The sequence below is a fragment of the Arsukibacterium sp. UBA5043 genome (assembly GCA_002415085.1).
GTDB lineage: Bacteria > Pseudomonadota > Gammaproteobacteria > Enterobacterales > Alteromonadaceae > Alishewanella.
Window position 1 is genome coordinate 24,517 of the sequence record DIBV01000016.1, and the last position, 23,173, is coordinate 47,689.

23 protein-coding genes are annotated in these 23,173 nt (G+C 49.5%); 5 read left to right on the top strand and 18 right to left on the bottom strand.

What is annotated here, in order from left to right:
* Both B2Q61_RS13225 and B2Q61_RS13230 read right to left on the bottom strand, forming a co-directional pair.
* Nucleotides 1-791: GMC family oxidoreductase N-terminal domain-containing protein (locus B2Q61_RS13225; protein ID WP_290622829.1), on the bottom strand; the 791-nt coding region annotated here is incomplete at its 3' end.
* Nucleotides 791-1,294 (bottom strand): hypothetical protein, encoded by a 504-nt coding sequence (locus B2Q61_RS13230; RefSeq protein ID WP_290618406.1) that lies wholly within the window; start codon nt 1,292-1,294, stop codon nt 791-793. The genes B2Q61_RS13230 and B2Q61_RS13225, both read right to left, overlap by 1 nt.
* A gap of 52 nt (nt 1,295-1,346) precedes the next feature.
* Between B2Q61_RS13230 and B2Q61_RS13235 the strand changes: the two genes are divergently transcribed.
* The 4 genes from B2Q61_RS13235 (at nt 1,347) to B2Q61_RS13250 (ending at nt 5,712) form a co-directional block, all read left to right on the top strand.
* The gene (locus B2Q61_RS13235; RefSeq protein ID WP_290618404.1) at nt 1,347-2,360 is read left to right on the top strand and encodes a hydrolase; all 1,014 of its coding nucleotides are present in this window, start codon (nt 1,347-1,349) and stop codon (nt 2,358-2,360) included.
* Nucleotides 2,357-2,593, top strand: a complete 237-nt coding sequence (locus tag B2Q61_RS13240) for a YheU family protein (RefSeq protein ID WP_290618402.1) — start codon at nt 2,357-2,359, stop codon at nt 2,591-2,593. The genes B2Q61_RS13235 and B2Q61_RS13240 overlap by 4 nt, the downstream gene beginning before the upstream one ends.
* A 105-nt stretch (nt 2,594-2,698) precedes the next feature.
* On the top strand, nt 2,699-4,549 hold the full coding sequence (locus B2Q61_RS13245) for a choice-of-anchor I family protein (protein WP_290618400.1): 1,851 nt from the start codon (nt 2,699-2,701) through the stop codon (nt 4,547-4,549).
* A gap of 140 nt (nt 4,550-4,689) precedes the next feature.
* The gene (locus tag B2Q61_RS13250; RefSeq protein ID WP_290618398.1) at nt 4,690-5,712 is read left to right on the top strand and encodes a CNNM domain-containing protein; all 1,023 of its coding nucleotides are present in this window, start codon (nt 4,690-4,692) and stop codon (nt 5,710-5,712) included.
* Between the two features lie 10 nt (nt 5,713-5,722).
* Here B2Q61_RS13250 and B2Q61_RS13255 read toward each other — a convergent pair whose 3' ends face one another.
* From B2Q61_RS13255 to nudE, 5 genes are all read right to left on the bottom strand, one after another.
* A complete protein-coding gene (locus B2Q61_RS13255; RefSeq protein WP_290618396.1) occupies nt 5,723-6,865 on the bottom strand; it encodes a hypothetical protein in 1,143 nt (380 codons plus the stop codon).
* 119 nt (nt 6,866-6,984) lie between these two features.
* Complete coding sequence (locus tag B2Q61_RS13260; protein WP_290618394.1) at nt 6,985-8,604, bottom strand: methyl-accepting chemotaxis protein; 1,620 nt, start codon at nt 8,602-8,604, stop codon at nt 6,985-6,987.
* Nucleotides 8,605-8,835: 231 nt separating this feature from the next.
* Nucleotides 8,836-10,434, bottom strand: a complete 1,599-nt coding sequence (pckA, locus tag B2Q61_RS13265; RefSeq protein WP_290618392.1) for a phosphoenolpyruvate carboxykinase (ATP) — start codon at nt 10,432-10,434, stop codon at nt 8,836-8,838.
* Between the two features lie 214 nt (nt 10,435-10,648).
* Nucleotides 10,649-11,479 (bottom strand): 3'(2'),5'-bisphosphate nucleotidase CysQ, encoded by an 831-nt coding sequence (gene cysQ, locus B2Q61_RS13270; RefSeq protein WP_290618390.1) that lies wholly within the window; start codon nt 11,477-11,479, stop codon nt 10,649-10,651.
* Nucleotides 11,457-12,044: an ADP compounds hydrolase NudE gene (gene nudE / locus B2Q61_RS13275; protein ID WP_290618388.1), complete on the bottom strand. Its 588-nt coding sequence runs from the start codon at nt 12,042-12,044 to the stop codon at nt 11,457-11,459. The genes cysQ and nudE overlap by 23 nt, the downstream gene beginning before the upstream one ends.
* Nucleotides 12,045-12,103: 59 nt before the next feature.
* On the opposite strand from nudE, the gene yrfG reads away from it, so the two are divergent.
* Complete coding sequence (gene yrfG / locus B2Q61_RS13280; RefSeq protein WP_290618386.1) at nt 12,104-12,793, top strand: GMP/IMP nucleotidase; 690 nt, start codon at nt 12,104-12,106, stop codon at nt 12,791-12,793.
* A gap of 23 nt (nt 12,794-12,816) precedes the next feature.
* Here the strand turns inward: yrfG and B2Q61_RS13285 are convergent, their stop codons facing one another.
* From B2Q61_RS13285 to gspD, 11 genes are read right to left on the bottom strand one after another with little or no spacing between them, the layout of a single operon-like run.
* The gene (locus B2Q61_RS13285; RefSeq protein WP_290618384.1) at nt 12,817-13,560 is read right to left on the bottom strand and encodes a type II secretion system protein N; all 744 of its coding nucleotides are present in this window, start codon (nt 13,558-13,560) and stop codon (nt 12,817-12,819) included.
* 1 nt (nt 13,561) lies between these two features.
* Complete coding sequence (locus tag B2Q61_RS13290; RefSeq protein ID WP_290618382.1) at nt 13,562-14,032, bottom strand: type II secretion system protein M; 471 nt, start codon at nt 14,030-14,032, stop codon at nt 13,562-13,564.
* Nucleotides 14,029-15,219 (bottom strand): type II secretion system protein GspL, encoded by a 1,191-nt coding sequence (gene gspL, locus B2Q61_RS13295; protein ID WP_290618380.1) that lies wholly within the window; start codon nt 15,217-15,219, stop codon nt 14,029-14,031. Before gspL ends, B2Q61_RS13290 begins: the two co-directional genes overlap by 4 nt.
* Entirely contained in the window at nt 15,216-16,202 is a 987-nt protein-coding gene (gene gspK, locus B2Q61_RS13300) for a type II secretion system minor pseudopilin GspK (protein ID WP_290618378.1), read from the bottom strand. The genes gspL and gspK overlap by 4 nt, the downstream gene beginning before the upstream one ends.
* Complete coding sequence (gene gspJ / locus B2Q61_RS13305; RefSeq protein ID WP_290618376.1) at nt 16,202-16,924, bottom strand: type II secretion system minor pseudopilin GspJ; 723 nt, start codon at nt 16,922-16,924, stop codon at nt 16,202-16,204. The genes gspK and gspJ overlap by 1 nt, the downstream gene beginning before the upstream one ends.
* Nucleotides 16,917-17,285, bottom strand: a complete 369-nt coding sequence (gspI, locus tag B2Q61_RS13310) for a type II secretion system minor pseudopilin GspI (protein WP_290618374.1) — start codon at nt 17,283-17,285, stop codon at nt 16,917-16,919. The genes gspJ and gspI overlap by 8 nt, the downstream gene beginning before the upstream one ends.
* Nucleotides 17,285-17,872 (bottom strand): type II secretion system minor pseudopilin GspH, encoded by a 588-nt coding sequence (gene gspH / locus B2Q61_RS13315; RefSeq protein ID WP_290618372.1) that lies wholly within the window; start codon nt 17,870-17,872, stop codon nt 17,285-17,287. The genes gspI and gspH overlap by 1 nt, the downstream gene beginning before the upstream one ends.
* Nucleotides 17,872-18,315, bottom strand: a complete 444-nt coding sequence (gene gspG / locus B2Q61_RS13320; RefSeq protein WP_290618370.1) for a type II secretion system major pseudopilin GspG — start codon at nt 18,313-18,315, stop codon at nt 17,872-17,874. Before gspG ends, gspH begins: the two co-directional genes overlap by 1 nt.
* A gap of 1 nt (nt 18,316) precedes the next feature.
* Nucleotides 18,317-19,537 (bottom strand): type II secretion system inner membrane protein GspF, encoded by a 1,221-nt coding sequence (gene gspF, locus B2Q61_RS13325; RefSeq protein ID WP_290618368.1) that lies wholly within the window; start codon nt 19,535-19,537, stop codon nt 18,317-18,319.
* Nucleotides 19,537-21,048 carry a type II secretion system ATPase GspE gene (gene gspE, locus B2Q61_RS13330; RefSeq protein WP_290618366.1) on the bottom strand — a complete coding sequence of 504 codons (1,512 nt, stop codon included), beginning with the start codon at nt 21,046-21,048 and terminating at the stop codon, nt 19,537-19,539. The genes gspF and gspE overlap by 1 nt, the downstream gene beginning before the upstream one ends.
* Nucleotides 21,048-23,165 carry a type II secretion system secretin GspD gene (gene gspD, locus B2Q61_RS13335; RefSeq protein ID WP_290618364.1) on the bottom strand — a complete coding sequence of 706 codons (2,118 nt, stop codon included), beginning with the start codon at nt 23,163-23,165 and terminating at the stop codon, nt 21,048-21,050. Before gspD ends, gspE begins: the two co-directional genes overlap by 1 nt.
* Nucleotides 23,166-23,173: the final 8 nt, after the last annotated feature.

Consider the following 23,173-nt stretch of genomic DNA (forward strand, 5'->3'; position numbering starts at 1 on the left):
AGTAATATGGCGGGCGAGCCGATAGCACCCGCCGCAAGAATGTAGTGCTTAGCCTTGATCCCAATACGAATATCGTTACGTGGCTGAAAGTACTGATTAACCGGCACTGCGTCAATACCGCTTATGCTATCACCCTGCCAGGTAAATTTACGCACCGACAAGCGCGAAATTAACATCGCACCCAGGGCCAGCGCAGCGGGAATGGTACTGACCAGCATCGACTGCTTGCCATTTATCGGACAGCCCATGCCACAGTAGCCCAGGTTGGCGCAGCCATTGACATTGCGGCTGATTATCGTGTGCTGCCAGCCCAGGGCCTCGCAGCCTCGCTTAATGACGCTGTTATTGCCATTAGGCGGCACTGGCCAGGGCCGGATATTCAGCCGTTGCTCGGCTTTGACAAAATACGGCGTTAAGTCATTGCTAGCGCTAAAATTCAGACCAAACTCGCTTTGCCAGTAATCCAAGGTTGGCTGCGGAGTACGGATAGAGGTCGTCCAGTTGACAGTGGTGGAGCCACCAACAGTGCGGCCCTGTAAAATGCTGATAGCCTGATCCCGGGTTTTCCTGCCAGCGCCTTCCTGGTATAAATTAGGGTATGCCCAGCGCTCTTCCATCACAAAATCATCGTGGGTGTAATAGGCGCCTTCTTCTAACAACAGCACCTTCAGCCCTGCCTGCGCCAGTTGCTCAGCCGCAATACCGCCGCCGGCACCCGAGCCGATAATCACAATATCCGCTTCAAGGTGCTGATCCTCAGTAAACTGGCTGGCATCTATATGCTGAGTCATCAACGAAACCTCGGTGCTTTATAAGCCAGCGCCTGCCAGTGCTCAGGCTGGCCATAGTACGCACCATAAAGCAACTCGCGCAGGCCATGATAAGCCTGCTGCAATAAGGCAAGATAGCTGTCGCGCCAGCTATCCAGCAGTGCCAGCCGCTGTTGCAGCGTTAATTCTGCCAGCTGACTAACATGGCCGGTCATGCCCAGCCGGCTGATCCGGTTGGCTAACAGATTAAACAGCTGGAACATCTGCTGCTGTTGGCGCAACGGTAAAAACGGCAGAAAATCATTAACAGCCGCTTTAGTGCGCTCAAGCTCCATCGCTGCGAGGGTCGCATCTTCAGGTAAAGCCCCGTACAATAGCGCAGGTAACACAGCCGACAGCACTAAGTCCTGGTTACTTGTATCAGGGCTCAGGCTCTGCTGCCAGCCATACCAACTGAAGGTGGTACCTAAACTGGCTGCAGCAGCAAGCGCGATACCGGATAAAATAAATTGCCGCCGATCCATAGTGCTGTACCAGAAGTAGAATTTAAGCCATTGTTTATCAGGATACGCGCATTTGCAAGCTCAGCTCAGACCAGTACCGAAGCAGCACGCCCAGCTGCCATTTCAGCCGGCATGGTGGTTACGCCATGCCCACCTGCAAACAGTGTTTGCCAAATATTTAAGCCCGAAACACCTTATCAACACCGAAGCTGAAATATTCAGTCTGCCCGATGGTGATGAGCTGCAACTTAACTGGTTGCCTGCCGAAAATGCGCCAGACACCACCCCGCTGCTGCTGTTGTTGCATGGTCTGGCTGGCGATATTAACAGTCATTACATTCAGGCGATGCTGGCACAGTGTCAGGCACTAGAGTGGAGCGCAGTAATGCTGCATTTTCGTGGCTGCAATGGTAAACCGAATAAATTGCCCCGGGCCTATCATAGTGGTGATACCGCAGATGTGGCGCTGGTAATAAAAGAAATAACCCGGCGCTACCCTGGCCGGCCGCTGGTGGCCATAGGTTATTCGCTTGGCGGCAATGTGCTGTTAAAATACTGTGGTGAGCAGGCTGCTGACAACCCGCTGGCAGCTGCCATCGCAGTTTGCCCGCCACTGTCGTTATCAGCTTGCGCCAAACGGATTAACACCGGCAGCAGCAAGTTATACCAGCGCTATTTACTGGGCAGGTTAAAACGCAGCACCTTATTAAAACTGCAGCAATTTACTGAGTTCCCGCTGCCGTTAACGCCGGAAAAAGTTCAGGGGTTTGCCAGCATTGAGCAGTTTGACGAGCATTATACTGCGCCGATTCATGGTTTTTTAAACGCGCAGGATTACTATCAAAAAGCCAGCGCTAAGGCCTATTTAAAGCATATTGCAATCCCCACCCTGATTATTCACGCCAACGACGACCCTTTTTTAAGTGATGAAGTGATCCCGCAACCAGCGGAGCTGAATAGTCACATTCATTATGAGCTGACCCGTGGTGGCGGCCATGTTGGCTTTGTTTATGGCAGTCCGTTAAAACCAAAGTTCTGGCTGAGCCAGCGTATTCCGGCCTTTATAAAGCAGCAATTTAACTTATGATCATTCCATACCACGAACTGGACCAGGATACTCTGAATAACCTGATTGAATATTATGTGCTGCGCGAAGGCACCGATTATGGCGAGCAGGAAATCTCACTCGCTGAAAAAGTAACTGCAGTAAAACGCCAGTTGAAAACAGGCGAGGTCGTTATCGTTTATTCAGAGCTGCATGAAACAGTAAACCTGATGCCGAAGCAGCATTTTTTGCAACAGCAGGCAGAGCAGCCATAGCGCGTCATAAAAAGATCATTCTTTTTTCATGTAACTGTCATAGCCACCGCTGACACTGATTTATTAATAGTTGTTATTTTTAATAATAAAATCAGGGATATCGGCATGTTAAAACGTTCACTGCTTACCTTAAGTATTATTACTATTTTGGCTGGCTGCTCGCTTGATGGCGACGATGGTGCAGCGGGCGCTGCCGGGCCAGCCGGCCCAACCGGAGGCACCGGGCCCAGCGGTCAGCCAGGCAAAAACCTGCCACGCGATTTGAACATTGAGGTTGTCGGCCGCTTTAGCACCGGTATTTACGGTAAATCTGCTGCTGAGATCGTCCAGTTTCACAAAACATCAAACTCCGCTTTTGCCATAAACGCCGCCGCTAATCAGATTGAAGTGATTAACTTAACCAACCTGCCTGTTGCCGCAGTCGGCAATGGCATTACCGATGACAGTTTAACGTCAGTACCCTTTACCTTTGCCGATACTGCCACCGTGAAAAACGAAGCCGGTGCCGATGTAAGTGTGGCGCTGGGTGAAGCCAATTCAATTGCCATTTTTGGCGATATGCTGGCAATTGCAGTGGCGGCGCCGGTAAAAACCAGCAATGGGGTAGTGCTGTTTTACAACCTGGATGCAACCGGCAACGGCAGTTTTGTTAAGGCCGTAGCAGTGGGCGCCCTGCCAGATATGCTGACCTTTACTCCGGATGGCAATAAGGTACTGGTAGCCAACGAAGGGGAACCTGATACTGACTATCTGGTTGACCCGCAAGGCAGTATCTCAGTAATTAATATGACCGATGGCGTTGCAGCCGATCTGGCTCAGACGATCAATTTCAGCAGTGATATGGTGTTCAGCTCCGACTTGCTTGCAGCCAGTGATTACGACACGGATGCTAAACGCAAAAACTTATTACAAAAGGCCGGGGTTAAATTTGCCAGCCCGGCAGGCACCACAGTGGCTCAGGAACTTGAACCCGAATATATTACGGTTGCCGCTGACAGCAAAAAAGCCTGGGTGTCACTGCAGGAAAGTAACGCCATTGGCATTATCGACCTGACTGATATGACTATTGAAGTTAAAGCATTGGGCTTAAAAGACTGGGGCCAGTACCTGATTGACTACACTAACGAAGATGAAGTGGCGTCTTTTGCCAAACTACCCAACGTTTATGGCATGTATCAGCCCGACAGCATCGCCTCGTATCAGTGGAATGGTGCCACCTTTATTGTTTCAGCCAACGAGGGGGATTCAAGAGACTGGGATGCGTATTCTGAAGATATCCGCGCCGCTGATATTATCGACCCGGATGAACTGAATAAAACATTCAGCACTGAGTTGCAGGCCCTGTATGACGCCACTGGCGGTGATGATGGTTTAGGCCGTTTAAAAGTCACCGCAGCGCTGGTTGACCCGGATAACGATGGTATTGTCGACAAACTGTATGCTTATGGCGGGCGTTCATTCTCTATCTGGGATCAAAATATCAACATGGTACATGATTCCGGTGACGATTTTGGCCGCATCTCAGCCGCTATTCTTGGCAACAACTTTAACAGCGCCCATACCGAAAACAAAGGTGATAACCGCTCTGATGATAAAGGGGGCGAGCCGGAAGCTATTGACGTTGGCATAATCGAAGACCGGACCTACGTCTTTATTGCGCAGGAGCGCAGCGGTGATTTATTCGTTTATGATGTCACCAATCCGTTCCAGGCCCAGTTTGTCAGCCATTATATTAACCGCGATTTCAGTGCAGACTTTGAACTGGACGATGATTTGGCCGATCCTTGTGACCCTGCTGAAGGACTGGATTGCACTGACGTACCGCTGGCCGGCGATCTTGGTCCAGAAAGTATTAAATTTGTGCCCTCAGCAGATAGCCCGAATGGCAACCCATTGCTGATTATCGGTAACGAAGTGAGCGGCTCGGTAACGATATATCAGGTTACAGAGTTATAAACTCATTCCATTGTATGCAGGTTAAGTTTGCTTAACCGACAGCCTGAACAGCGAGCCGGCTTACCAGCGGCTCGCTTTTTTATTTAGGCCATTTTATACTGCCGCTTCCTTAGCAAAACGGAGTGTTGTAACCAACCTGTATGAGCCTGTTAATTGCGTTTGCAGTTTTATCTATCAGCGTGTCTTTTATCTGTTCTATTCTGGAAGCGGCCCTGCTCTCGGTCACCCCGAGTTATATTGCCCAGCAGAAGATTCAAAACCCTAATCTTTATCAGAAACTTAAAGTATTAAAAGATAAAATTGATCAGCCGCTGGCGGCAATTTTAACCCTGAACACGGTTGCTCACACTGTTGGCGCAACAGGTGTCGGTGCTCAGGTAACTCTGGTATTTGGCGATGGCTATCTGGGTATTGCTTCTGCGGTAATGACCCTGCTTATTTTAGTGCTGTCAGAGATTATTCCGAAAACCATTGGTGCCCGTTACTGGCCGGCACTGGCACCAATACTGCCGGTCACATTGAAAATTATGATCACTATACTGCGGCCTTTTATCTGGCTGTCAGACCAACTAATGAAATTATTCGGCGGCGTCGGCCATGAGCCCGACTTACGGCAGGAAATAAAAGCGCTGACTGTACTCGGCCGGGAAATGAATAAACTGGACGAAGATGAGCAACGGGTTATTGCAAATATTCTCGACCTGCATGATTTTAAAGTGCGCGATATTATGACCCCGCGTACTGTCTGTGAGAGTGCCAGCCCGGACGAGCCGTTAACGCAATTTACTGAGCGGGTAAAAGTGGGACAGTTCTCGCGCTACCCGGTGCTGGATAAGGATGAATCACCGCTGGGCATCGTGTTTCGCTACGATCTGCTGAATATTACTGAGCAGCAGGTGGTGGCAGACATCATGAAGCCGGTTAAAGTTATTTCGGATAAAATGAATGCCGAACATTTAATGACCCAGCTAATGCATGAGCGCCAGCATATGTGCCTGGTATACGATGAGTATGGCAGCTGGCTTGGCCTGGTGACGATGGAAGATGTGATTGAAACCATTATCGGTCAGCCAATCATGGATGAAACCGATGATATTCCCAATATGCGCCGCTTTGCCAAAAGGCGCTGGGAGCACCGGCTTAAAAATTTGTCGGATGAATAACTGACCGTTTTTACTGTGTCGGCAGCTTCAGAAAGTAAGCCGGCTGGCGCGGGTTATTCAGCAGCACAAAGCCATCCAGAGCTTTAACATAAGCAAACCGACCAAAGGTACCGTGGCGTATCTGGGGTCCCGGGTCGCCCTTTATTTCAATACCGCGCCAGCTCTGGCTGGCCAGGTTAAACTGATACAGCTTGCCATCGCCCGGCCAGGCATAAAAATGCCCATCCTTACTGTTGTAGCTTAAACCCGGTGCCGGAAACTGGTTAATAAATTCTGCATCGCCTTTTAACGGCAAAATCGTCCTTTTATAACCTGACGTCGGGTTTAAATCATAAATTATCTGCTTTTTCTGCCCTATTATCAGCATCTTGCGATTTTCAGGGTCAATCGCCGCATTCACCCCTAACCCCAGGCCACCTTTATCATTCAGCTTTTTATAAATGCCGCCCTCCGGCTGATACTGATAACTGTATAATGCTGATCTGTCATGGACAAAAACCAGGCCGGTTTTACTGTCATAAGCAGCCACTACCCCAAAGGCGCCGCGCGGAATATCACCACTTGCGGCATCTTTCTGCCAACGTTTTGTTTCAGGGTCAAATAGCCAGGTATTCGGATCTGCACCACCAGAATGCCTGCCTGCCAACGCACCGGAAAATGCCCACAACAACCCCTGGTTACTAAGAAATGCCAGGCCGTCGTAAGTATGGCGGGAATTAGGCTGGCTGCCGTCAAAGGGGGCCAGTTCTGTCAGCCTGGGTATTGTTTCCGGATCCGCCGGCTGCGCCGGCTCGGTCAGCCGTTGTAACTGACCACTGATAGCATCAAGCTGATAAACTTCATTGCCATAATAATCATTATGGCCACCGCCCCACAGATACAGCCGGCCGCTGTTCTGATCCAGCGCGCCGCCACCCCAGGCAAACACCACATTGTGACAGTAATCAGCAAACGGATAATCATATAAATCGTTGGCCGGGCAATGATCAGTAAGCACGGTGCCGGCAACGGGCTGCCAGCCAGAAGAGTATTGTTGCGCAATGTCTGGGTTACTGCGGGTTAAACCATCAGCTTCAGGCTGAGATAGGATCAGTGACAGGCTTAGTACCATCAGGCCAGCACTTGCAGTAGCAACCAGGGTAAATAATTTCATCAGCACCTCCTGCGCGGTTTAGCCAGTAAATTACTGGCATTAACCATAGCACAGCAGGATAACTAAAACCTGAACAGGAACAGGCCGCAACTGCGGCCTGATCTATTTAATTTTGATAATTACACTTTAAACTTACTAACCAGCTCATTCAGTTCTATTGCCAACCGGGTTAATTCACTGGCACTGGCAGTAGTCTGGCGGGAGCCATCCGCAGTTTGCGCAGCTAAATCGCTGATAGACACAATATTACGATCTATTTCCCGAGCGACTTTCGATTGCTCTTCCGCCGCACCGGCAATAACATGGTTTTGATCGCTGATGGCTGAAATGTTCTCGGCAATCAGCTCCAGCGCGTCTGCTGCTGACTTTGCTACACTCTGTGCATTGTCGGCGTTGCCGCTTATTAACTGCATGGCGTCAACGGCTTCTTTCGCAGAAGATTGTACCTGCTGAATCATTTGCTCAATTTCACCGGTCGACGTTTGGGTACGGTACGCCAGACTACGTACTTCGTCCGCTACCACAGCAAATCCGCGACCGGCCTCACCAGCCCGGGCAGCTTCAATGGCTGCGTTCAGCGCCAGTAAGTTGGTTTGATCGGCTACGCTGCGTATCACTTCCAGTACCTGATTAATTGATGAGACTTTTTCTGCCAGGGTATTAATCACCTGTGTACTCTGGCGCACTTCAGCATTCATTTTTTCAATCACTTTGCTGGTTTGCACGACTTTTTGCGTGCCATCTCTGGCCAGTCCGGCAGACTGTGATGACGCTTCAGAGGTTTTTAACGCCGTGCCCGCTACTTCATCGACCGCCGAACTCATTTCTGTGATGGCCGTTGCCGCTTGCTGCACTTCATCATTCTGGAGCAAAAGTGCTTTGGCCGACTCATCAGTCACCACATTAAGTTCTTCAGCAGCAGACGCCAGCTGGTTTGACGAGCTGGCAATATGACCAATCGCATCACGCAGCTTTTGCTGCATTTGTTGCAACGCCTGTGATAACTCGGTTAGCTCATCACTGCCCTCAACTTCAACCTGCTGGGTAAGATCGCCGTCAGCGATAAAGCGTGCTGAAACAACCGAGCGTGCCAGCGGCTGGCTGATACTGCGGGATATTAAAATTGATACCATCACAGCAATAGCAACAGCGACCACTATTAATATAATCACGGCAAGCTTAGCGGCGTTATAGGTGGCAATAGATGAAGCACGGGCATCGCGCGCGGCTTGTTGATTAATATCTTCCAGCTGAGCAAGCGACAGTGCTATCTCACTGGCTACCGGGTTCATCTGGTCTAATAAATCCTGCGCTGCCCCAAGTTCCTCTTTCAGCAACAGCGCTAATGCTTGATCCTGTAAATCAAAATACTGCTGTCTTGCAGCAATATATTTATCGAAAATAATCCGCTCCTGCGAGTCAAAGATAGTTGCTTCATAGGGTTTTTCGGTAGTCAGGATGTCTTGTCGTAATGTTTTGATGGTATTAAAGGTTTCTTCTTCCTGGGTAATATCGATAGCAAGCAGTAACCTTAAGGTAAGCGCCCGGTTCCGATTGATGTTTGTTCCCAGCGAGCCGATGCCGGAAAGCCCCGCAACCACTGTGGTTTCAACGAAATCGGCCTGAGATCTTACCGACGACATACTTTGCAAACTAAATATACCGGTCAGGGCCAGTAACAGTGCTAACGCACCAAAGGCTGCCAGTAATCGTTTTTGAATTGTTATAGACCGCAACATCTGACACCCCGGTGTGTACTAAAATACATAATTAACACCTGCATATCGCAGGCAGAGCGGAACACTAAACTTTCGACGCCATTTTACAATACTTTTGCCTTACCCTTTAGGCAATATATTCTTTTGCACCTTGCACAACGGAATATTCTGGAAAATCGAAGCTTGTCGGTAACCTCTATAAAATAAACAGGCCGCAAAAGCGGCCTGTTTAGTGCTATAAAATTAATAAAATTACAGTTGCGGGCCCGCGGCCACTAATGCCTTGCCTTCGGCGTTGTCGGTAAACTTGGCAAAGTTATCGACAAAACGCTGCGCCAGGTTTTTCGCCTTAACATCCCAGTCTGCCGGGTTACTGTAGGTTGCGCGCGGATCAAGAATACCGTCTTCCACACCGGGCAAATGCGTTGGCATTGCCAGATTAAAGTAGGGCAACTGCACAAATTCGGCATTCTCAATGCTGCCATCCAAAATAGCATCGATAATAGCCCGGGTAGCCTTAATGGAAATACGCTTACCTGTACCATTCCAGCCGGTATTGACCAGATACGCTTCGGCACCTGAATCTGCCATCCGCTTACCCAACACTTCCGCATATTGAGTGGGGTGCAGGCTTAAAAAAGCCGCGCCAAAACAACTGGAGAAAGTCGGTGTTGGTTCAGTAATACCCCGCTCGGTACCGGCCAATTTAGCAGTAAAGCCCGACAAGAAGTGATACTTGGCCTGCTCTTTAGTCAGCTTTGATACCGGAGGTAATACCCCAAAGGCATCTGCGGTTAAGAAAATGACTTTTTTGGCATGGCCGGCTTTCGACACCGGGGTTACGATGTTATCGATATGATAAATGGGGTATGACACCCGGGTATTCTCGGTTTTTGAACCATCGTCAAAATCGATAGTGCCATCGTCGGCTACGCTAACATTTTCCAGCAACGCGTCGCGGCGAATGGCGTGATAAATATCCGGCTCGTTTTCCTGAGACAAATTGATGGTTTTAGCATAGCAGCCACCTTCGAAGTTAAACACGCCGTCATCGTCCCAACCGTGCTCATCATCGCCAATCAGTTGCCGCTTAGGATCGGTGGATAACGTCGTTTTGCCGGTGCCCGATAGGCCGAAGAATACTGCAACATCACCATCTTTACCCACGTTAGCAGAGCAATGCATTGAGGCAATCCCTTGCAGCGGTAAAAAGTAGTTCATCATCGAGAACATGCCTTTTTTCATTTCGCCACCGTACCAGGTGCCACCAATCAATTGGATACGCTCTGTCAGATTAAACGCCACAAAATTTTCGGAATTTAAGCCCTGTTGCTGCCAGTTCGGATTGGTACATTTAGCACCATTCATGACAATAAAGTCTGGCTTGTAGCTTTTCAGCTCTTCGTCTGTTGGCCGGATAAACATGTTTTTGACGAAATGTGCCTGCCACGCTACCTCGGTAATAAAACGCACCGCTAAACGGGTATCAGCATTAGCACCGCAATAGGTATCAACCACGAATAAACGCTTGCCTGATAGCTGACGGGTTACCAGCGACTTTAAATCAGCCCATACTTCAGTACTAATTGGCTTATTGTCGTTTTTGCCTTGATCTGACCACCACACCGTATTGCGGGTGGTATCGTCACGAACGATATATTTGTCTTTTGGCGAGCGGCCGGTGAAGATACCGGTATCAACCGAAACCGCGCCCAGTTTGGTCAGTTTGCCTTGTTCATAACCTTGCAGGTCGCTGCGGGTTTCTTCCGCAAACAGTAAATCGTACGATGGGTTATAAACGATTTCCGTGACATCTGTTATGCCGTATTGGCCCAGATCCAGATCGGACATGATGTAACTCCTAAGGGTACTGTAGGTAAGGGTGCAGTCTCTAGCGGACTTATTAATTATGTTATTTTTTGCGCAAAAGCCTGGTTTTTGCGCAAAAAATACCTCGGTATCTTAGCGTTTCAACGGCAAAAAAGATAGTTGTCAATATGGCAATAATCGCAGAAAACCACGCTGGGCTTGGCCTATAGCAAAGTTATGCAAAATAAATGGCTGTTTATGATAACAGTGCCCTGGTGGTTGGCTTGGCCTGAATGAGTTCCCGCCAGGGCAGCTGTGCCTTGCCTATCACCATAAAATCGGGGTTGGCAAGGGTTTCCCGCTGGTTGTAACTTAATGGTGCAAACTGACTATCAAGAATTTTACCACCCGCTTCTTCGACGATAATATGTACCGCCCCGGTATCCCATTCACCTGTTGGGCCCAGCCGCAGATAACAGTCAGCCTTGCCTTCCGCCACCAGACAACTTTTTAACGAGCAGCTGCCGAGCGGAATATATTCTACCGTCTGGCGCTCGCTCAGTAAGGATACAATTGGTTGTAGTGGTTGACGCCGGCTGACCGCGATGCGCAGCACTTCGCCCTCTTGGTGCTGATGCACCTGCATCCGGTTGATTAAATTGCGTTGCTGTTTAAATGAGCCATGGCCGCGGGTAGCGTAATATAAAATATCTTCCTTTGGCCAGTAAATCACCCCAAGGGCGGGCCAGCCATGTTCAACTAACGCAATACTCACCGCAAAATCGCCGCTGCGGGCGACAAATTCCTGAGTGCCATCCATCGGATCAATTAACCAATATCGCGGCCAGTGCTGGCGCTGCGCCAAGGGAATTATGGTGGTTTCTTCAGAAATTATCGGAATATCTGGGGTTAAATCTGACAAGCGGGAAATAATTAAGGCATTGGCAGCAAGGTCGGCAGTGGTTACCGGGCTGGTGTCTGCTTTAAGTTCGGCAACAAAGTCACCGCTTTGATACAGCTGCCATAAATGCTGGCCGGCTTCACGGGCGGTCTGTTTTACACTCTCAAGCAGTTTGCTTAAAAACATCCGGGTTTGCTTCCAGGTATTGCTGTGCCAGTAACAGGGCGGCGACGCTCCGTGCTTCGGTAAAATCGACTTGCTGCAATAACAGGTCACTGTTGCCGCGCGCCCAACTGATTAATTCCAGCGGTTCAGGTTCATCACCCTCTTGTTGCTCAGGATATAAATCGAACGCCAGAACTATATGCATTGTAGCATTAAAATATCCTGGAGCGAGCGCCAGCGACTTTAATGCGATAAAACGGCCAGCGCCAAAACCAATTTCTTCTTTCAATTCCCGGTTGGCAGCGGCCAGCACATCTTCACCTGGATCGATTAACCCTTTGGGGAACCCCAGCTGATAATCGTGGGTGCCAGCGCTGTATTCGCGGATAAGATAGAAATGCTCGGGATCCGGGCACGCTACGATCATAACAGCACCGCGGCCAGCACCGCGCATCCGCTCATAAGTGCGTTCGGCACCATTACTGAATCGTAGCTGCAACTGCTCAATTTTAAATAATTTACTTTGGGCGACGATTTCCTGCGCAAGAATTTCCGGCACCTGTTTGTTCGTGTGGCGCTGCGTCATTATCTGGCCTCTGTTACAATCTACTGTGACTACTATAAAACGAATGACAGGAAAAACCTATGCTGGACTGGGCACAAATTGATACCGTATTGCTGGATATGGACGGTACCTTACTCGACCTGCACTTTGATAACTATTTTTGGCTGGAGCATCTGCCAAAACGCTGGGCTGAAATTAGCGGTATCAGCCTGGCAGAGGCCAAATCACAGCTACAAAGTGAATACGCTGAGCTTAACGGTAAGCTGCAATGGTATTGTCTGGATTACTGGGGTGAACGGTTACAACTGCCGATTACTGAACTGAAACGTGAAGTGATGGACAAAATTCAGATGCGTCCCGATGTGCCGCCATTTTTAACCGCCCTGAAACAATCCGGGCGCGAGGTGGTATTGGTCACCAATGCCCATCCTGGCAGCTTATCGCTAAAACTGGAACGTACCGATTTAGCTAAATATATCGATACGCTTATTTCAACTCACGAATTTGGCGTAACAAAGGAAAGCTGGGCGCTGTGGCAAAAGCTGCAACAACGTCTTGGTTTTGATAATGAGAAGACATTATTTGTCGATGACAGCCTGCCCATTCTGACTGCGGCCCAGAATTTTGGCATCAAACATTTGCTGGCGGTGGCCAACCCTGATAGCCAGCAACAAACAAGATCTATTGATCAATTTCCAGCCATCACAGACTACACACCGCTATTGCAGGATATTCTGGCGCATTCAAAACTGCGCCAGACAGCCGGATAAACTGTGTAACCCGCTAACCAGAACTAAAATTTTATGGTATAGCGGCCTTGCGCATCTGGCCGGCCAACAAATTGCATTGCCTGATGCACTTCCGTTGGCAGGCCGGGGTCTGGTTTTAAACTACCATTTACCGTTAGTCTGTTATTTTCAACAGCCGCGGTTACTGCCAGGCCGAGGCTGTTTTCACCATCCGTGATCAGCACCGGGCTGCCTTGCTCGCAGCGCAAATCGGCAACAATACTGTTTAATTCCAGCCAGGTGCCGGTTGGCGGTTGCAGTCGTGCGTCCAGCCAGCTGGCATTGCCAGCAAGACTGCTGCACCAGGGCTTACCCTGCTGGAAATCCTGTACCTCAACCATCAACTCGCCCGTCGCAGCCACCGGCAACGGCAGTTCTAACAACGGTAGCAGCTGACTAACCGGTATTCTTACCAACGCTTGTTGCATTTTCAGGCCACTAAAACTGTAAGCCACATTTGCTTGTGCATAGGGTTGATCCCGCTCGCCAATACTGCCGGCGGTCACCGTCACTTTTGGAGCTAATTTAAATAGTGACCAACCGTCAAAGTGCCAGCGTAACTGCTGAAACTGTAAACTCTGGTACTGGGCTATGGTTGCTGATCCCCGCCATATCGTTCCTTGTACCGGGCCAATTTTAACATTGGCCGGTAAACCGGCCCAATGCAGCACCCAGGCCGCGGGGAGTAAATACACCATGAAAACCAGATAAGCGAGTAATGCTGCTAAGGTTAATTTCCAATACTTCATATTATTCAATTACCATCCGTCTTACCCGCACGATGCCGCTGCTATCGGTATTAGCTACATCCAGACTTACCAGCTTTACACCATTATTATTTTGTAATTGGGCCAACCAACGTAGTAATTGCTCAAAGGGCACGTCTTCTAATACCAGCTGTAACTGATCATTCTGGGGTTGCATCCGGCTTACCCGGATGTTGTAGGTACGCGAACTGTTGCTGACAATCTGGGCCAGACTGCCACCAACCCGCTCCTGACTGGCACCCGCCTGTTGTAATTGCGGCAACGCCTGCTGCAATTGCACCAGTTGCACCTGAGCCTGGCGCAATGCGTTTTGTTTGCTGCTATAGCCTTGCTGTAAAGGTTGCCAGATGAACCAGTACAGGGCGCCTATACTCAGCACTACAGCTGCGATACTTAGCAGTTGTTGCTCGCGTGCCGCTAAGCCGGCCCACCAGGATTGTATCTGCTGTTTCATGTTCTGCTCCGCATTACCACAGTGCCTTGTACCCGGGCGCCGTCATTACTTAGGGCGCCTTGTTCAATTTCATAACCAGCACTTTCCAGTGCAGTTTTTAAGCGCTCAAAATTCTGAAAGCCACCGGCATTCGCTGAAAATCGCAGTTCTGTGCGGGTCGCATCAAACCGTAAACTATCTACTTTCATATCGCCCACTTCTGCTAATTGCCGTTGTAACGCATCCAGCAAACTTAGAAAATTGACCGTTTCACCACCCATGCCAGCAGCGAGCAGTTTTTGGTCAATCTGCCGGGATAGATTAACAATGGTTTCAGCTGGAAATGCCTGTTGGTAATCACTCAGGCTTTGTTGCTGTACCTGGGTTAACTGCCTATCCAATTGCCAGATAGCAAAACCCTGCACTATTAGGTAAGTAGCCAGACAAATTACTCCAAGCACGGCACTGCTTTGCCATTGTTGCCAGTGTTTATTTGTTTGTCTTTTTGGGGCATATGGCCCTTGCAGCAGGGTAAAACTGACATGTGGCAGCTGGCGGGCCAGTAATACCAATGGTAGTTCTGGCTCCATGCTTTGCTGAGATTGCATGATGTCGCGGGGCCACGGGCTATAACTGGCAATATTGGGCAGCGCAGCTAATGCCAGATATTGAGGCCACCAGCTGTTATCGATGGCGCTGGCCTGCCATGGTCCCTGTTTTATCAGCCATTGGTTATTTAGTTCAATACAGGCAGGCAGGGGGGTGTCCGGCAACAACAAGGCATCCGGCAGCATTCTTACTACATTAAAACCCGCATCCTTTAACCAACTTAGCCAACCATCCATTCGCTCGCGCTGCACTACAGCGACATGTTGCTGATACTGCCCTTCCTGCTGCTCCAGCGCACCCAGCGCCAGCCAAAGTTGATCAATATCTTCCGCTTGCTCATCTTCGAGCATGTAGGGTAAAGCCTGCAAAATTTGCCGGGTGGGTCGGGTGGGCAAATTAACCTGCTTTAACACGACATCTGATGCTGGCACCAGAGCAATAACTGGCCGGTTACCAACACGTTGAGCAAGATCACCGAGCCCATCAGCATTAGGGACTTCACCAGAAGCAATAACGTCGTTATTGTGACTGGCCCAGACCAGCCAGCTGATCGTCTGGTCTGCCCGGCTTCCTAACCGGATAATTAACTGTTCACTCACCCCTGGCCTCCAAATCGCCGGGCCAATACCCTGACTGTATTTTCATCATCTACTCTGAATATCGACGTTAGCACGAAACCACTTTCCAGATAAGAAGTAGTGGCGAGCAACTGAAAGTAACTGGATTTTACCGCTAATAAGGCTTTGACGTCATCCGCCATTTCAATACCTGCCAGCTGCGGTAACGCCAGCAGCTCATCAATACTATTAAAGCCATTCTCTGGCCGTTCAGCTATCAGATCAATAGCGTCAGCTTCCGTAAGTTCCGGTATAAGCGCCGCCAGTAATATTGCCGTTTGTTCGGTCAGGGTATTAATATTGAGCTGGTACTGAGTATTTTCAGGTATCACACATACAAAAGGTAACAACATTTGCAGATCGGCCGGGGTAATGTCCAGGATCTGGCGTAGCTCACTGACCGACACCATTAATGAGTTAGCGGTATAATAGGGAAATTGCAAAGCAGCGTAGTCATCTTCCTCAGCGCTGCCAGCGGTACTGAGCAAACTATCCTCATCCAGCCAGTCATGTACTCTTGCCATCAAGTATTCTGCCGGCATCGATAGGTCGGTCGCCACCAATTCCACTAACCGGGTAAAGCTACGCTGTGCAGCGGTCTGCTCTATACGACCAGAGGGGCCACGCTGGCCAGCTTGTTGCAAAGCATTTAAATTAAAGCAGGCTTGCAAGTCTGTAATTTCGCCACCGATATTGCCATCAGTGACCACAAAGCTGGCACCGCTTTGTGCCCAGTCCTGCTTCAGATTGACCGTTTCCTCACCACTTAAACTGCGGCTTAATAACACCCGGGCGAAGTGTTCAGCGCCCATCGCATACCAGAATGCCTGCTGTTGTTGCTGCAAATTGTGCTGGCGTTGTAATTGTAACTGCAAACGGCCAGTCATGTTTACCGCAATAACAACGACAATCGCCACGATCATTAATACGGTAATAAGCGCGGCTCCGCCCTCTGAGCGACGCATTAACGCTGCCCCCGTCTTTGTTCGTCTGGTTGCCCCGGATTATTAGGGGTTGCCGGCCTGTCACGATCATTGTTCTGTGGGGTGGTTCCGGACGGATTTGGATTGGTTACACTGCGCGGCTCTACCATGCCTGCAGGCAGGATGAAAATGCGTTCTATTTCGCCAAGGTACTCATGGGTAAGGGTAATTCTCACCGCTTTTGGCATAACACTGCTCTGCCATTTTTCCAGCCATTCCTCGCCCTGTAGGTAACTAACGGAAAATGCAGTCAGGTTTTGCTGCAGCACCTGCACTAAAGGCTCACTGCCGGCGACAGCGTCAGGGTATAAGCTGAACAACCTTTGCAGTTCCCCCTGCTCCAGCCGATACGCGACCAGTTGTACTTCGCTACGTGGCAAAATATACCCCGGGTTACGCCAGCCCTGACGGGTAAAGCTCAGGCCGTGATCTTCACTTTCAAGCAAGTACTGTTCACCATATAACCGGTAGTCTACCGGTGCTTCGCCGTCCAACCGAACATAACGGCTACTGATCTGCATAAAATCACGTTCCAGCATCAGCATCGTACGCTGCAGTTGCTGGATACGGCCGGTTGCTTCCTGGGACAGCTCATCACTGTTAGTGACACTGGTTAATACCGCGACAGAAGCCAACCCCACCATGGCAAAAATAGCGGTTGCCAGCAGCATCTCGATAAAAGTAAACCCTTTTTGTTTAACCACTGGGTTTACCTATAAAGGTTGTTAGTTGCAATAAGACATCATCTGGCTGCTCGGCCAAACTAACACTTACCACCAGCTGGCGTAAGTCAGCATCTGGCACGCTGGTGGCCTGCAGGCGCCACAGCCACTGCCGGTTTGCCATTTCCACTTCACCTTGCACCAGCTCTTTTGGCGGCCAGTTTGGCTCTATCATCGCAAGTTGCAGCTGATTATTTGCCACATAGCCGGCAAGGGTTAATTCCTCTATCTGGCTTAACGCCCGGATATGGCTTGAGCTGGCTTGCATAATCGCCAGACCGGCGGTGGCAAATATTGCCATCGCTACCAGCAATTCCAACAAGGTAAAACCGCGGCTATTCATCAGCGCACCGTGATGACATCAGAGCGGGTGAGCGGAATAGTAAAATCGGTGCCAACAGTCTGACTGACTTGTTCCAGTCGCTCACCCAACTGAAACATTAACCGAAACGGGCTGATTTCGCCGGAGGATAAAATAAATACTTGCGGTAATACAGGCGGTTGCTCGCTAGCGTTGTCAGTAAACTCATCATCATCCTGCCAGTTCAACTGGCTTAACAAGCTCAGTTCTGCGCCTGGCAATCCTTCAAGCTCCAATTGCAACCGAATATCCTCGGCCAGCTCATAAAGCTCAGCGGCTTTGGGTTGATCGGCCTGCAGCCATTTTTCGCCGTCAAAATAGACAAAACTGTAGCTTCCTTCCTGCAACACCAGGCCCCATTCCTGCTGCTTTAACATCGCGGTTTCAGCTACAAACTGAAAGACCTGCTGAAAACGCTCCGTCTCTTTTTGTAGCCGTTGCTCTGGTGAATCTCCACTAAAATTAAGCACCACCGTGGTTGCCAGTAAACCAATTAGCAGCAATACCAGCATTACCTCTAATAAGGTAAAGCCAGCTTGCCGGAAGCGGATTAGTGGCTTAGCGGCCATTAATTGTTGCTACGGTCTGCTTCGTCGAGGTTCCAGTTACCAATATCATCATCAGTACCGGCTACCCGATCCGGGCCTTTACTATAAACGTCGATCCGGCCAAGCTGGCCCGGACTTACCAGAATATAATCTTCATCCCAGGGATCTTTTGGTAAGCGCTTAACAAAACCTCCATCAGGAAAAGAGCGTGGTGCTGGCTGCGTGGTAGCGGCGGTTACCAAAGCCTGCATCCCTTGCTCAGTTGTTGGATAAAAGCCATTTCGCAGCCGATACATATCCAGCGCATTTTCGAGTTGCTGAATATCCACTACTGTTTTTTGTTGGTCGGCCTGATCCTTATTATCCATAAGGTTCGGCACCACCATACTGGCTATAATACCCAGAATAACAATAACCACCATTACTTCTAACAAGGTAAAACCTTTTTGTGTTTGCTTAAACATGTTATCCACCTACCATATTATTTAACGCTAAAATTGGTTGTAATATTGCCATAACAATAAAAAGCACCATACCCGCCATCACGGATACCAGCACAGGTTCAAAAACTTTTAACGACACCGTCACCAATGTCTCAAATTCCTTATCCTGAGCATTGGCTGCCCGTTCCAGCATACTATCCAACTGGCCGCTTTTTTCTCCGCTGGCAATCATATGCAACATCATTGGCGGAAACATCTTGGTTTGTTCAAGCGCGTTTCGCAGCGAGGTACCCTCCCTGACCCGGCCGGTTGCCTCCGTTACGGCTTCTTTCATATAGCTGTTACTCAGTACATCAGCACTTATCCGCATTGCTTCTAATAGCGGTACTGAGCTGGCATTAAGAATACTTAGCGTACGGGCGAAACGGGCAGTATTCAAACCGCGGCTAACCTTGCCAAACATACCAAGCCTGAGGGTAAAGCGATCCCACCGGTATTTAAGCTCGGGTTTACGCAGCGCTCGCTGCCAGAACACTGCTGCCAGCATTAGCGCGATTAACACTACGATGCCGTAATTACGGATAAAATCACTGGCAGCAATCAAAAATAAAGTAGTACCAGGTAGAGATTGGCCCATATGTTCAAATTGACCAACAATCTTCGGCACTACGGCCGCCAATAAAATGCTAATCACCAGCACTGCAAAAAAGGTTAAAATTATCGGATACAATAGCGCTTGTAACACCTGGCTTCGCATGTGTTGACGCTGTTCGGTATAATCGGCCAGCCTATTTAATACCTGTTCTAAGTGGCCTGATTTTTCGCCGGCAGCCACCATCGAGCGAAACAAATGGTCAAATACGTGTGGAAACTCTGCCAGGCCCTCTGCCAGGGTATACCCTTCTACCACTTTGGAGCGCACGGCCATCATCATATTCTGCAACCGCGGTTTTTCACATTGCTCGGCAACGGCCAGTAAAGCACTTTCAATGGGTAAGGCCGCCTCAACCAGCGTCGCTAACTGGCGGGTCAGCAGCGCCAATTCAGACGCAGAGATCTTGCGGCTTAACCACTTGCGGCCCGACGCCACCAGCTTTTCCTGTTGTGAGGCCAGTTCCACACTAAGAGGCTGCAGTTTTTGCTCACGTAATAGCTGCCGGGCATGGCGGGCGTTGTCGGCCTCCAGCACCCCTTTATTTTTCTTGCCGCGTAAATCCAGCGCCTGGTATTCAAATGCGGCCATTACACATCCTCGCGGGTAACCCGCAATACCTCTTCGAGGGTGGTTTCGCCAGCCAGAACTTTGCTAAAGCCATCAACCCGGATGCTAGGGCTATGCGCCCGTGCATACTTTTCAATAGACTGCTCACCTTTGCCGTTGTGAATCATCTCGCGAATGGACTCATCAACCTGCAGCAATTCGTGAATGCCGGTACGGCCACGATAGCCGGTGAAATTGCAATGCTCACACCCTTTAGCGCGGTATATGTGCTGGTCTTCTTTTTTACTGATCCCCAGTAAATTGCGCTCTTCTTTATCCGGCTCGTGCAATTCTTTACAGTGGCTGCACAGGGTACGCACCAGCCGTTGCGCCAACACACCGAGTAAACTGGAAGACAACAAAAACGCTTCAACGCCCATGTCTTCTAAACGGGTTATGGCACCGGCCGCCGTATTAGTATGGAGGGTAGACAATACTAAATGGCCGGTTAAGCTGGCCTGGACAGCAATTTGTGCCGTTTCCAGATCGCGGATTTCACCCACCATTACGACATCGGGGTCTTGCCGCAAGATCGCCCTCAAACCACGGGCAAAGGTCATATTAACTTTAGTATTTACCTGGGTTTGCCCTACCCCTTCAAGTTCGTACTCTATTGGGTCTTCAACTGTCAGGATATTACGATCTTTGGTATTTATTTCGGTTAAACCGGCATACAAAGTGGTGCTTTTACCAGAACCTGTCGGTCCGGTAACCAGAATAATGCCATGAGGTTTTAAAATAAGTTTTGAAAAAGCCTGTTGCACAGCCAGCGTCATGCCTAAATCGGCCAGGTTTAAGTGCGAATTGTTTTTATCCAGCAAACGCAATACTACTCGCTCACCATGGCTCGATGGCATGGTCGACACCCGCACATCCACAGCACGCCCGGCAATCCTAAGACTGATACGACCGTCCTGCGGCACCCGCTTCTCCGCAATATCCATTTTTGACATGACTTTAATCCGGGACACCAGCAAGCTGGATAATCGCCGATTAGGGCGTAATACCTCCCGTAACAAACCATCCACCCTGAAGCGGATAATCAGGGCTTTCTCAAAGGTTTCAATATGAATATCCGAAGCACCGAGCTTAATGGCCTCGCCCAGCATGGCATTGATCAACTTAATGATGGGTGCGTCGTCTTCATTCTCCAGCAGATCTTCGGTTTCCGGGATATCATCGGCCAGCGAGGCCAGATTAACCTCGTTACCAATATCTTCCATTAGCTGTTGCGCTTCAGAGGAATCACGCTGATAGCTGGCTTCGAGTAATGTTTCAAACTCTGTAGCCGACAGTGCCTTAACGGTAAAACCTTCCGCCAGTAAACGCCGTACCTCCAGCACCGATTCTGGCCGGGTGGTGGGTTGCACATACAATAGCCAACCGTTCGGCTGTTGTTGGAGCAATACGCCATGACGCTTGGCAAAACTAAACGGCAGCCGGATACGGCTGCTCACTGGTTTAACTTCTTCTTCTGCTACCAGGCCTTCCATCAGTCACGAATTCCGGTTGCAGGTTGCGGCTCTGCTGGTTGTTGTTGTTGCTCCTGCATATAACGCTCAAAAGTGGGCGGTATTGCCAGTGACTCATCCCATTCAGGTAATACCACCTGATTGGTATTTGGCATCAGCCGAATACCTTCTTCATCACGCAACAATTGCTCAGCCCGGATATGGTTATATTTTGCTTTGGAGATTCCCGAAATAGCCGAGCCTTCGCGCACAATAGTCGCTTTAATAAACACCATCAGGTTACGCTTTTGTTTGGTCACGCTGGTCGATTTAAACAAATGCCCCAGAAAGGGGATATCACCCAGAAGTGGAACTTTTGATTCACTTTCCTGCACGTCTTCGTCAATTAAGCCGCCCAGTACGACAGTTGCACCGTCGTCCGTAATTACCGTGGTCTTAATTTCGCGTTTATTGATCGTGATATCGACCGCAGTAGCGCCGCCAATACTGGAGACTTCCTGTTCAATGGTTAGCTGCACCGCGTTGCCTTCATTAATTTGCGGGGTTACTTTGAGCTTAATACCCACTTCCTGACGCTGCACCTGCTGGAACGGGTTAGTATTGTTGGCACCGGTTGTTGAACCGGTAATAACCGGTACTTCCTGGCCAACTAAAAAGAAGGCTTCCTGGTTATCCATCGTAGTAATGTGCGGTGTGGCCAGCACATTAGAATTCGTGCTGGTGCGAACGGCTTGCAAAATGGCTGCCCAATCGCCACTATAGAACCCAAGCATAGCGCCGTTTAACCCTTGTAGCACATTCGCCAGCATTGAGTAGTCACGGTTAGAATCTGCAGTGGTGGTAGTGATTAGTTCACCCGTCGCAGGATCACGGGTCTGAACTGTTTGCCCCCGAGTAACTTGCGATGCCTGAGCTGCCCCAGCCGCTACGCCGATAATCGGAATCGTATTACCGCCGGTAAAGTTAGTACCGCCACCGTTAGCATTAAGCCACTGCACACCAAAATCGGTGCCATCACCTTCAAATACTTCTACAATAATGGCTTCTACCAAAACCTGAGCGCGGCGAATATCCAGTTGGCGAATAACATCTTCTAACGAGCGCATCATATCCGGTTGAGCGGTAACCACCAGTGAATTACTGTCGGCATGCGCTTCAATACTGATTTCCCGGCCAGAGCCCTGGGTACGCCGGGCGCCCTGTGCGCCAGCTGCTCCGGTAGCCCCCTGCACTTCAGCAACAATAGACTCACTTACCCCTTTTAAAACCGGCACCAGCTCTTCGGCCTTGGCATATTTTAAATAATAAACCCGGGTGTTACCGCTGGTTTTAAGCTCGGCATCCAGCCGCTTTGCCAATTCAATAACCCGCTGCCGGGCTTGTAGCTCACCACTGACAATGACACTGTTAGTGCGCTCGTCAGCAACGATTTTCGGGATCAGAAAATCAGGCTGTTCCGCCCGGCCCTGGCTTTTGTAGATACTTTCCAGAATCCGGACAATTTCACCGGCTGAAGCAAATTCCAGTTTCAGAATCTCTAACTCCTGATCACCGGCTTTATCTACCCGTTGAATAATATCAACAATTCGGTTAACTACTGCAGCCGGTCCGGTCATCATAATAACGTTGGACGGGTCGTAGTTAACCACATGGCCACCACCGGCCTGGTTACTAAACTGCCGCAGCAACGGTGCCAGCTCGCGGACAGAGACGTTCCGAACCTGCACTACCCGGGTTACCATTTCATCACCGTAGCCGGGGTCGTCGTCTCCTACCACGGGTATATTGGAGGTTTTGGCATCTTTATTACGTACCACTTTTAATATACCGCTTTCCATTTCCACTACGGCAAAACTGTATACTTCCAACACGTTTAAGAAAAACTGATAGTACTGCTCTTCATTTAGCATTTCATAACTGCGGACATTAATCCGACCCCGTACCTGGGGGTCCACGATAATGGTTTTTTTCAGGTTCATACCAACGATATTGATAAATTCGTTGATATCCGTGCCTTTAAAATTAGGTGAATACTGCACTTGTTCAGTATCAGCTACTGCCGCAAAACTTAACAGAGCACCTGCCAGTAAACCAGCTAACGCACGCCCTGAACCCCTGAAAAAACCACCTGATATCATGAGAATTT

Coding starts and splice junctions, on each gene's coding strand:
- B2Q61_RS13290 (WP_290618382.1), bottom strand. CDS start 14,032: ATGAAACAGCAGATACAATCCTGGTGGGCCGGCTTAGCGGCACGCGAG.
- B2Q61_RS13260 (WP_290618394.1), bottom strand. CDS start 8,604: ATGTTGCGGTCTATAACAATTCAAAAACGATTACTGGCAGCCTTTGGT.
- B2Q61_RS13240 (WP_290618402.1), top strand. CDS start 2,357: ATGATCATTCCATACCACGAACTGGACCAGGATACTCTGAATAACCTG.
- B2Q61_RS13230 (WP_290618406.1), bottom strand. CDS start 1,294: ATGGATCGGCGGCAATTTATTTTATCCGGTATCGCGCTTGCTGCTGCA.
- gspE (WP_290618366.1), bottom strand. CDS start 21,048: ATGGAAGGCCTGGTAGCAGAAGAAGAAGTTAAACCAGTGAGCAGCCGT.
- B2Q61_RS13245 (WP_290618400.1), top strand. CDS start 2,699: ATGTTAAAACGTTCACTGCTTACCTTAAGTATTATTACTATTTTGGCT.
- gspF (WP_290618368.1), bottom strand. CDS start 19,537: ATGGCCGCATTTGAATACCAGGCGCTGGATTTACGCGGCAAGAAAAAT.
- nudE (WP_290618388.1), bottom strand. CDS start 12,044: ATGACGCAGCGCCACACGAACAAACAGGTGCCGGAAATTCTTGCGCAG.
- B2Q61_RS13285 (WP_290618384.1), bottom strand. CDS start 13,560: ATGAAGTATTGGAAATTAACCTTAGCAGCATTACTCGCTTATCTGGTT.
- gspI (WP_290618374.1), bottom strand. CDS start 17,285: ATGAATAGCCGCGGTTTTACCTTGTTGGAATTGCTGGTAGCGATGGCA.
- gspG (WP_290618370.1), bottom strand. CDS start 18,315: ATGTTTAAGCAAACACAAAAAGGTTTTACCTTGTTAGAAGTAATGGTG.
- yrfG (WP_290618386.1), top strand. CDS start 12,104: ATGCTGGACTGGGCACAAATTGATACCGTATTGCTGGATATGGACGGT.
- gspK (WP_290618378.1), bottom strand. CDS start 16,202: ATGCGTCGCTCAGAGGGCGGAGCCGCGCTTATTACCGTATTAATGATC.
- B2Q61_RS13250 (WP_290618398.1), top strand. CDS start 4,690: ATGAGCCTGTTAATTGCGTTTGCAGTTTTATCTATCAGCGTGTCTTTT.
- B2Q61_RS13255 (WP_290618396.1), bottom strand. CDS start 6,865: ATGAAATTATTTACCCTGGTTGCTACTGCAAGTGCTGGCCTGATGGTA.
- gspD (WP_290618364.1), bottom strand. CDS start 23,165: ATGATATCAGGTGGTTTTTTCAGGGGTTCAGGGCGTGCGTTAGCTGGT.
- pckA (WP_290618392.1), bottom strand. CDS start 10,434: ATGTCCGATCTGGATCTGGGCCAATACGGCATAACAGATGTCACGGAA.
- gspH (WP_290618372.1), bottom strand. CDS start 17,872: ATGGCCGCTAAGCCACTAATCCGCTTCCGGCAAGCTGGCTTTACCTTA.
- cysQ (WP_290618390.1), bottom strand. CDS start 11,479: ATGTTTTTAAGCAAACTGCTTGAGAGTGTAAAACAGACCGCCCGTGAA.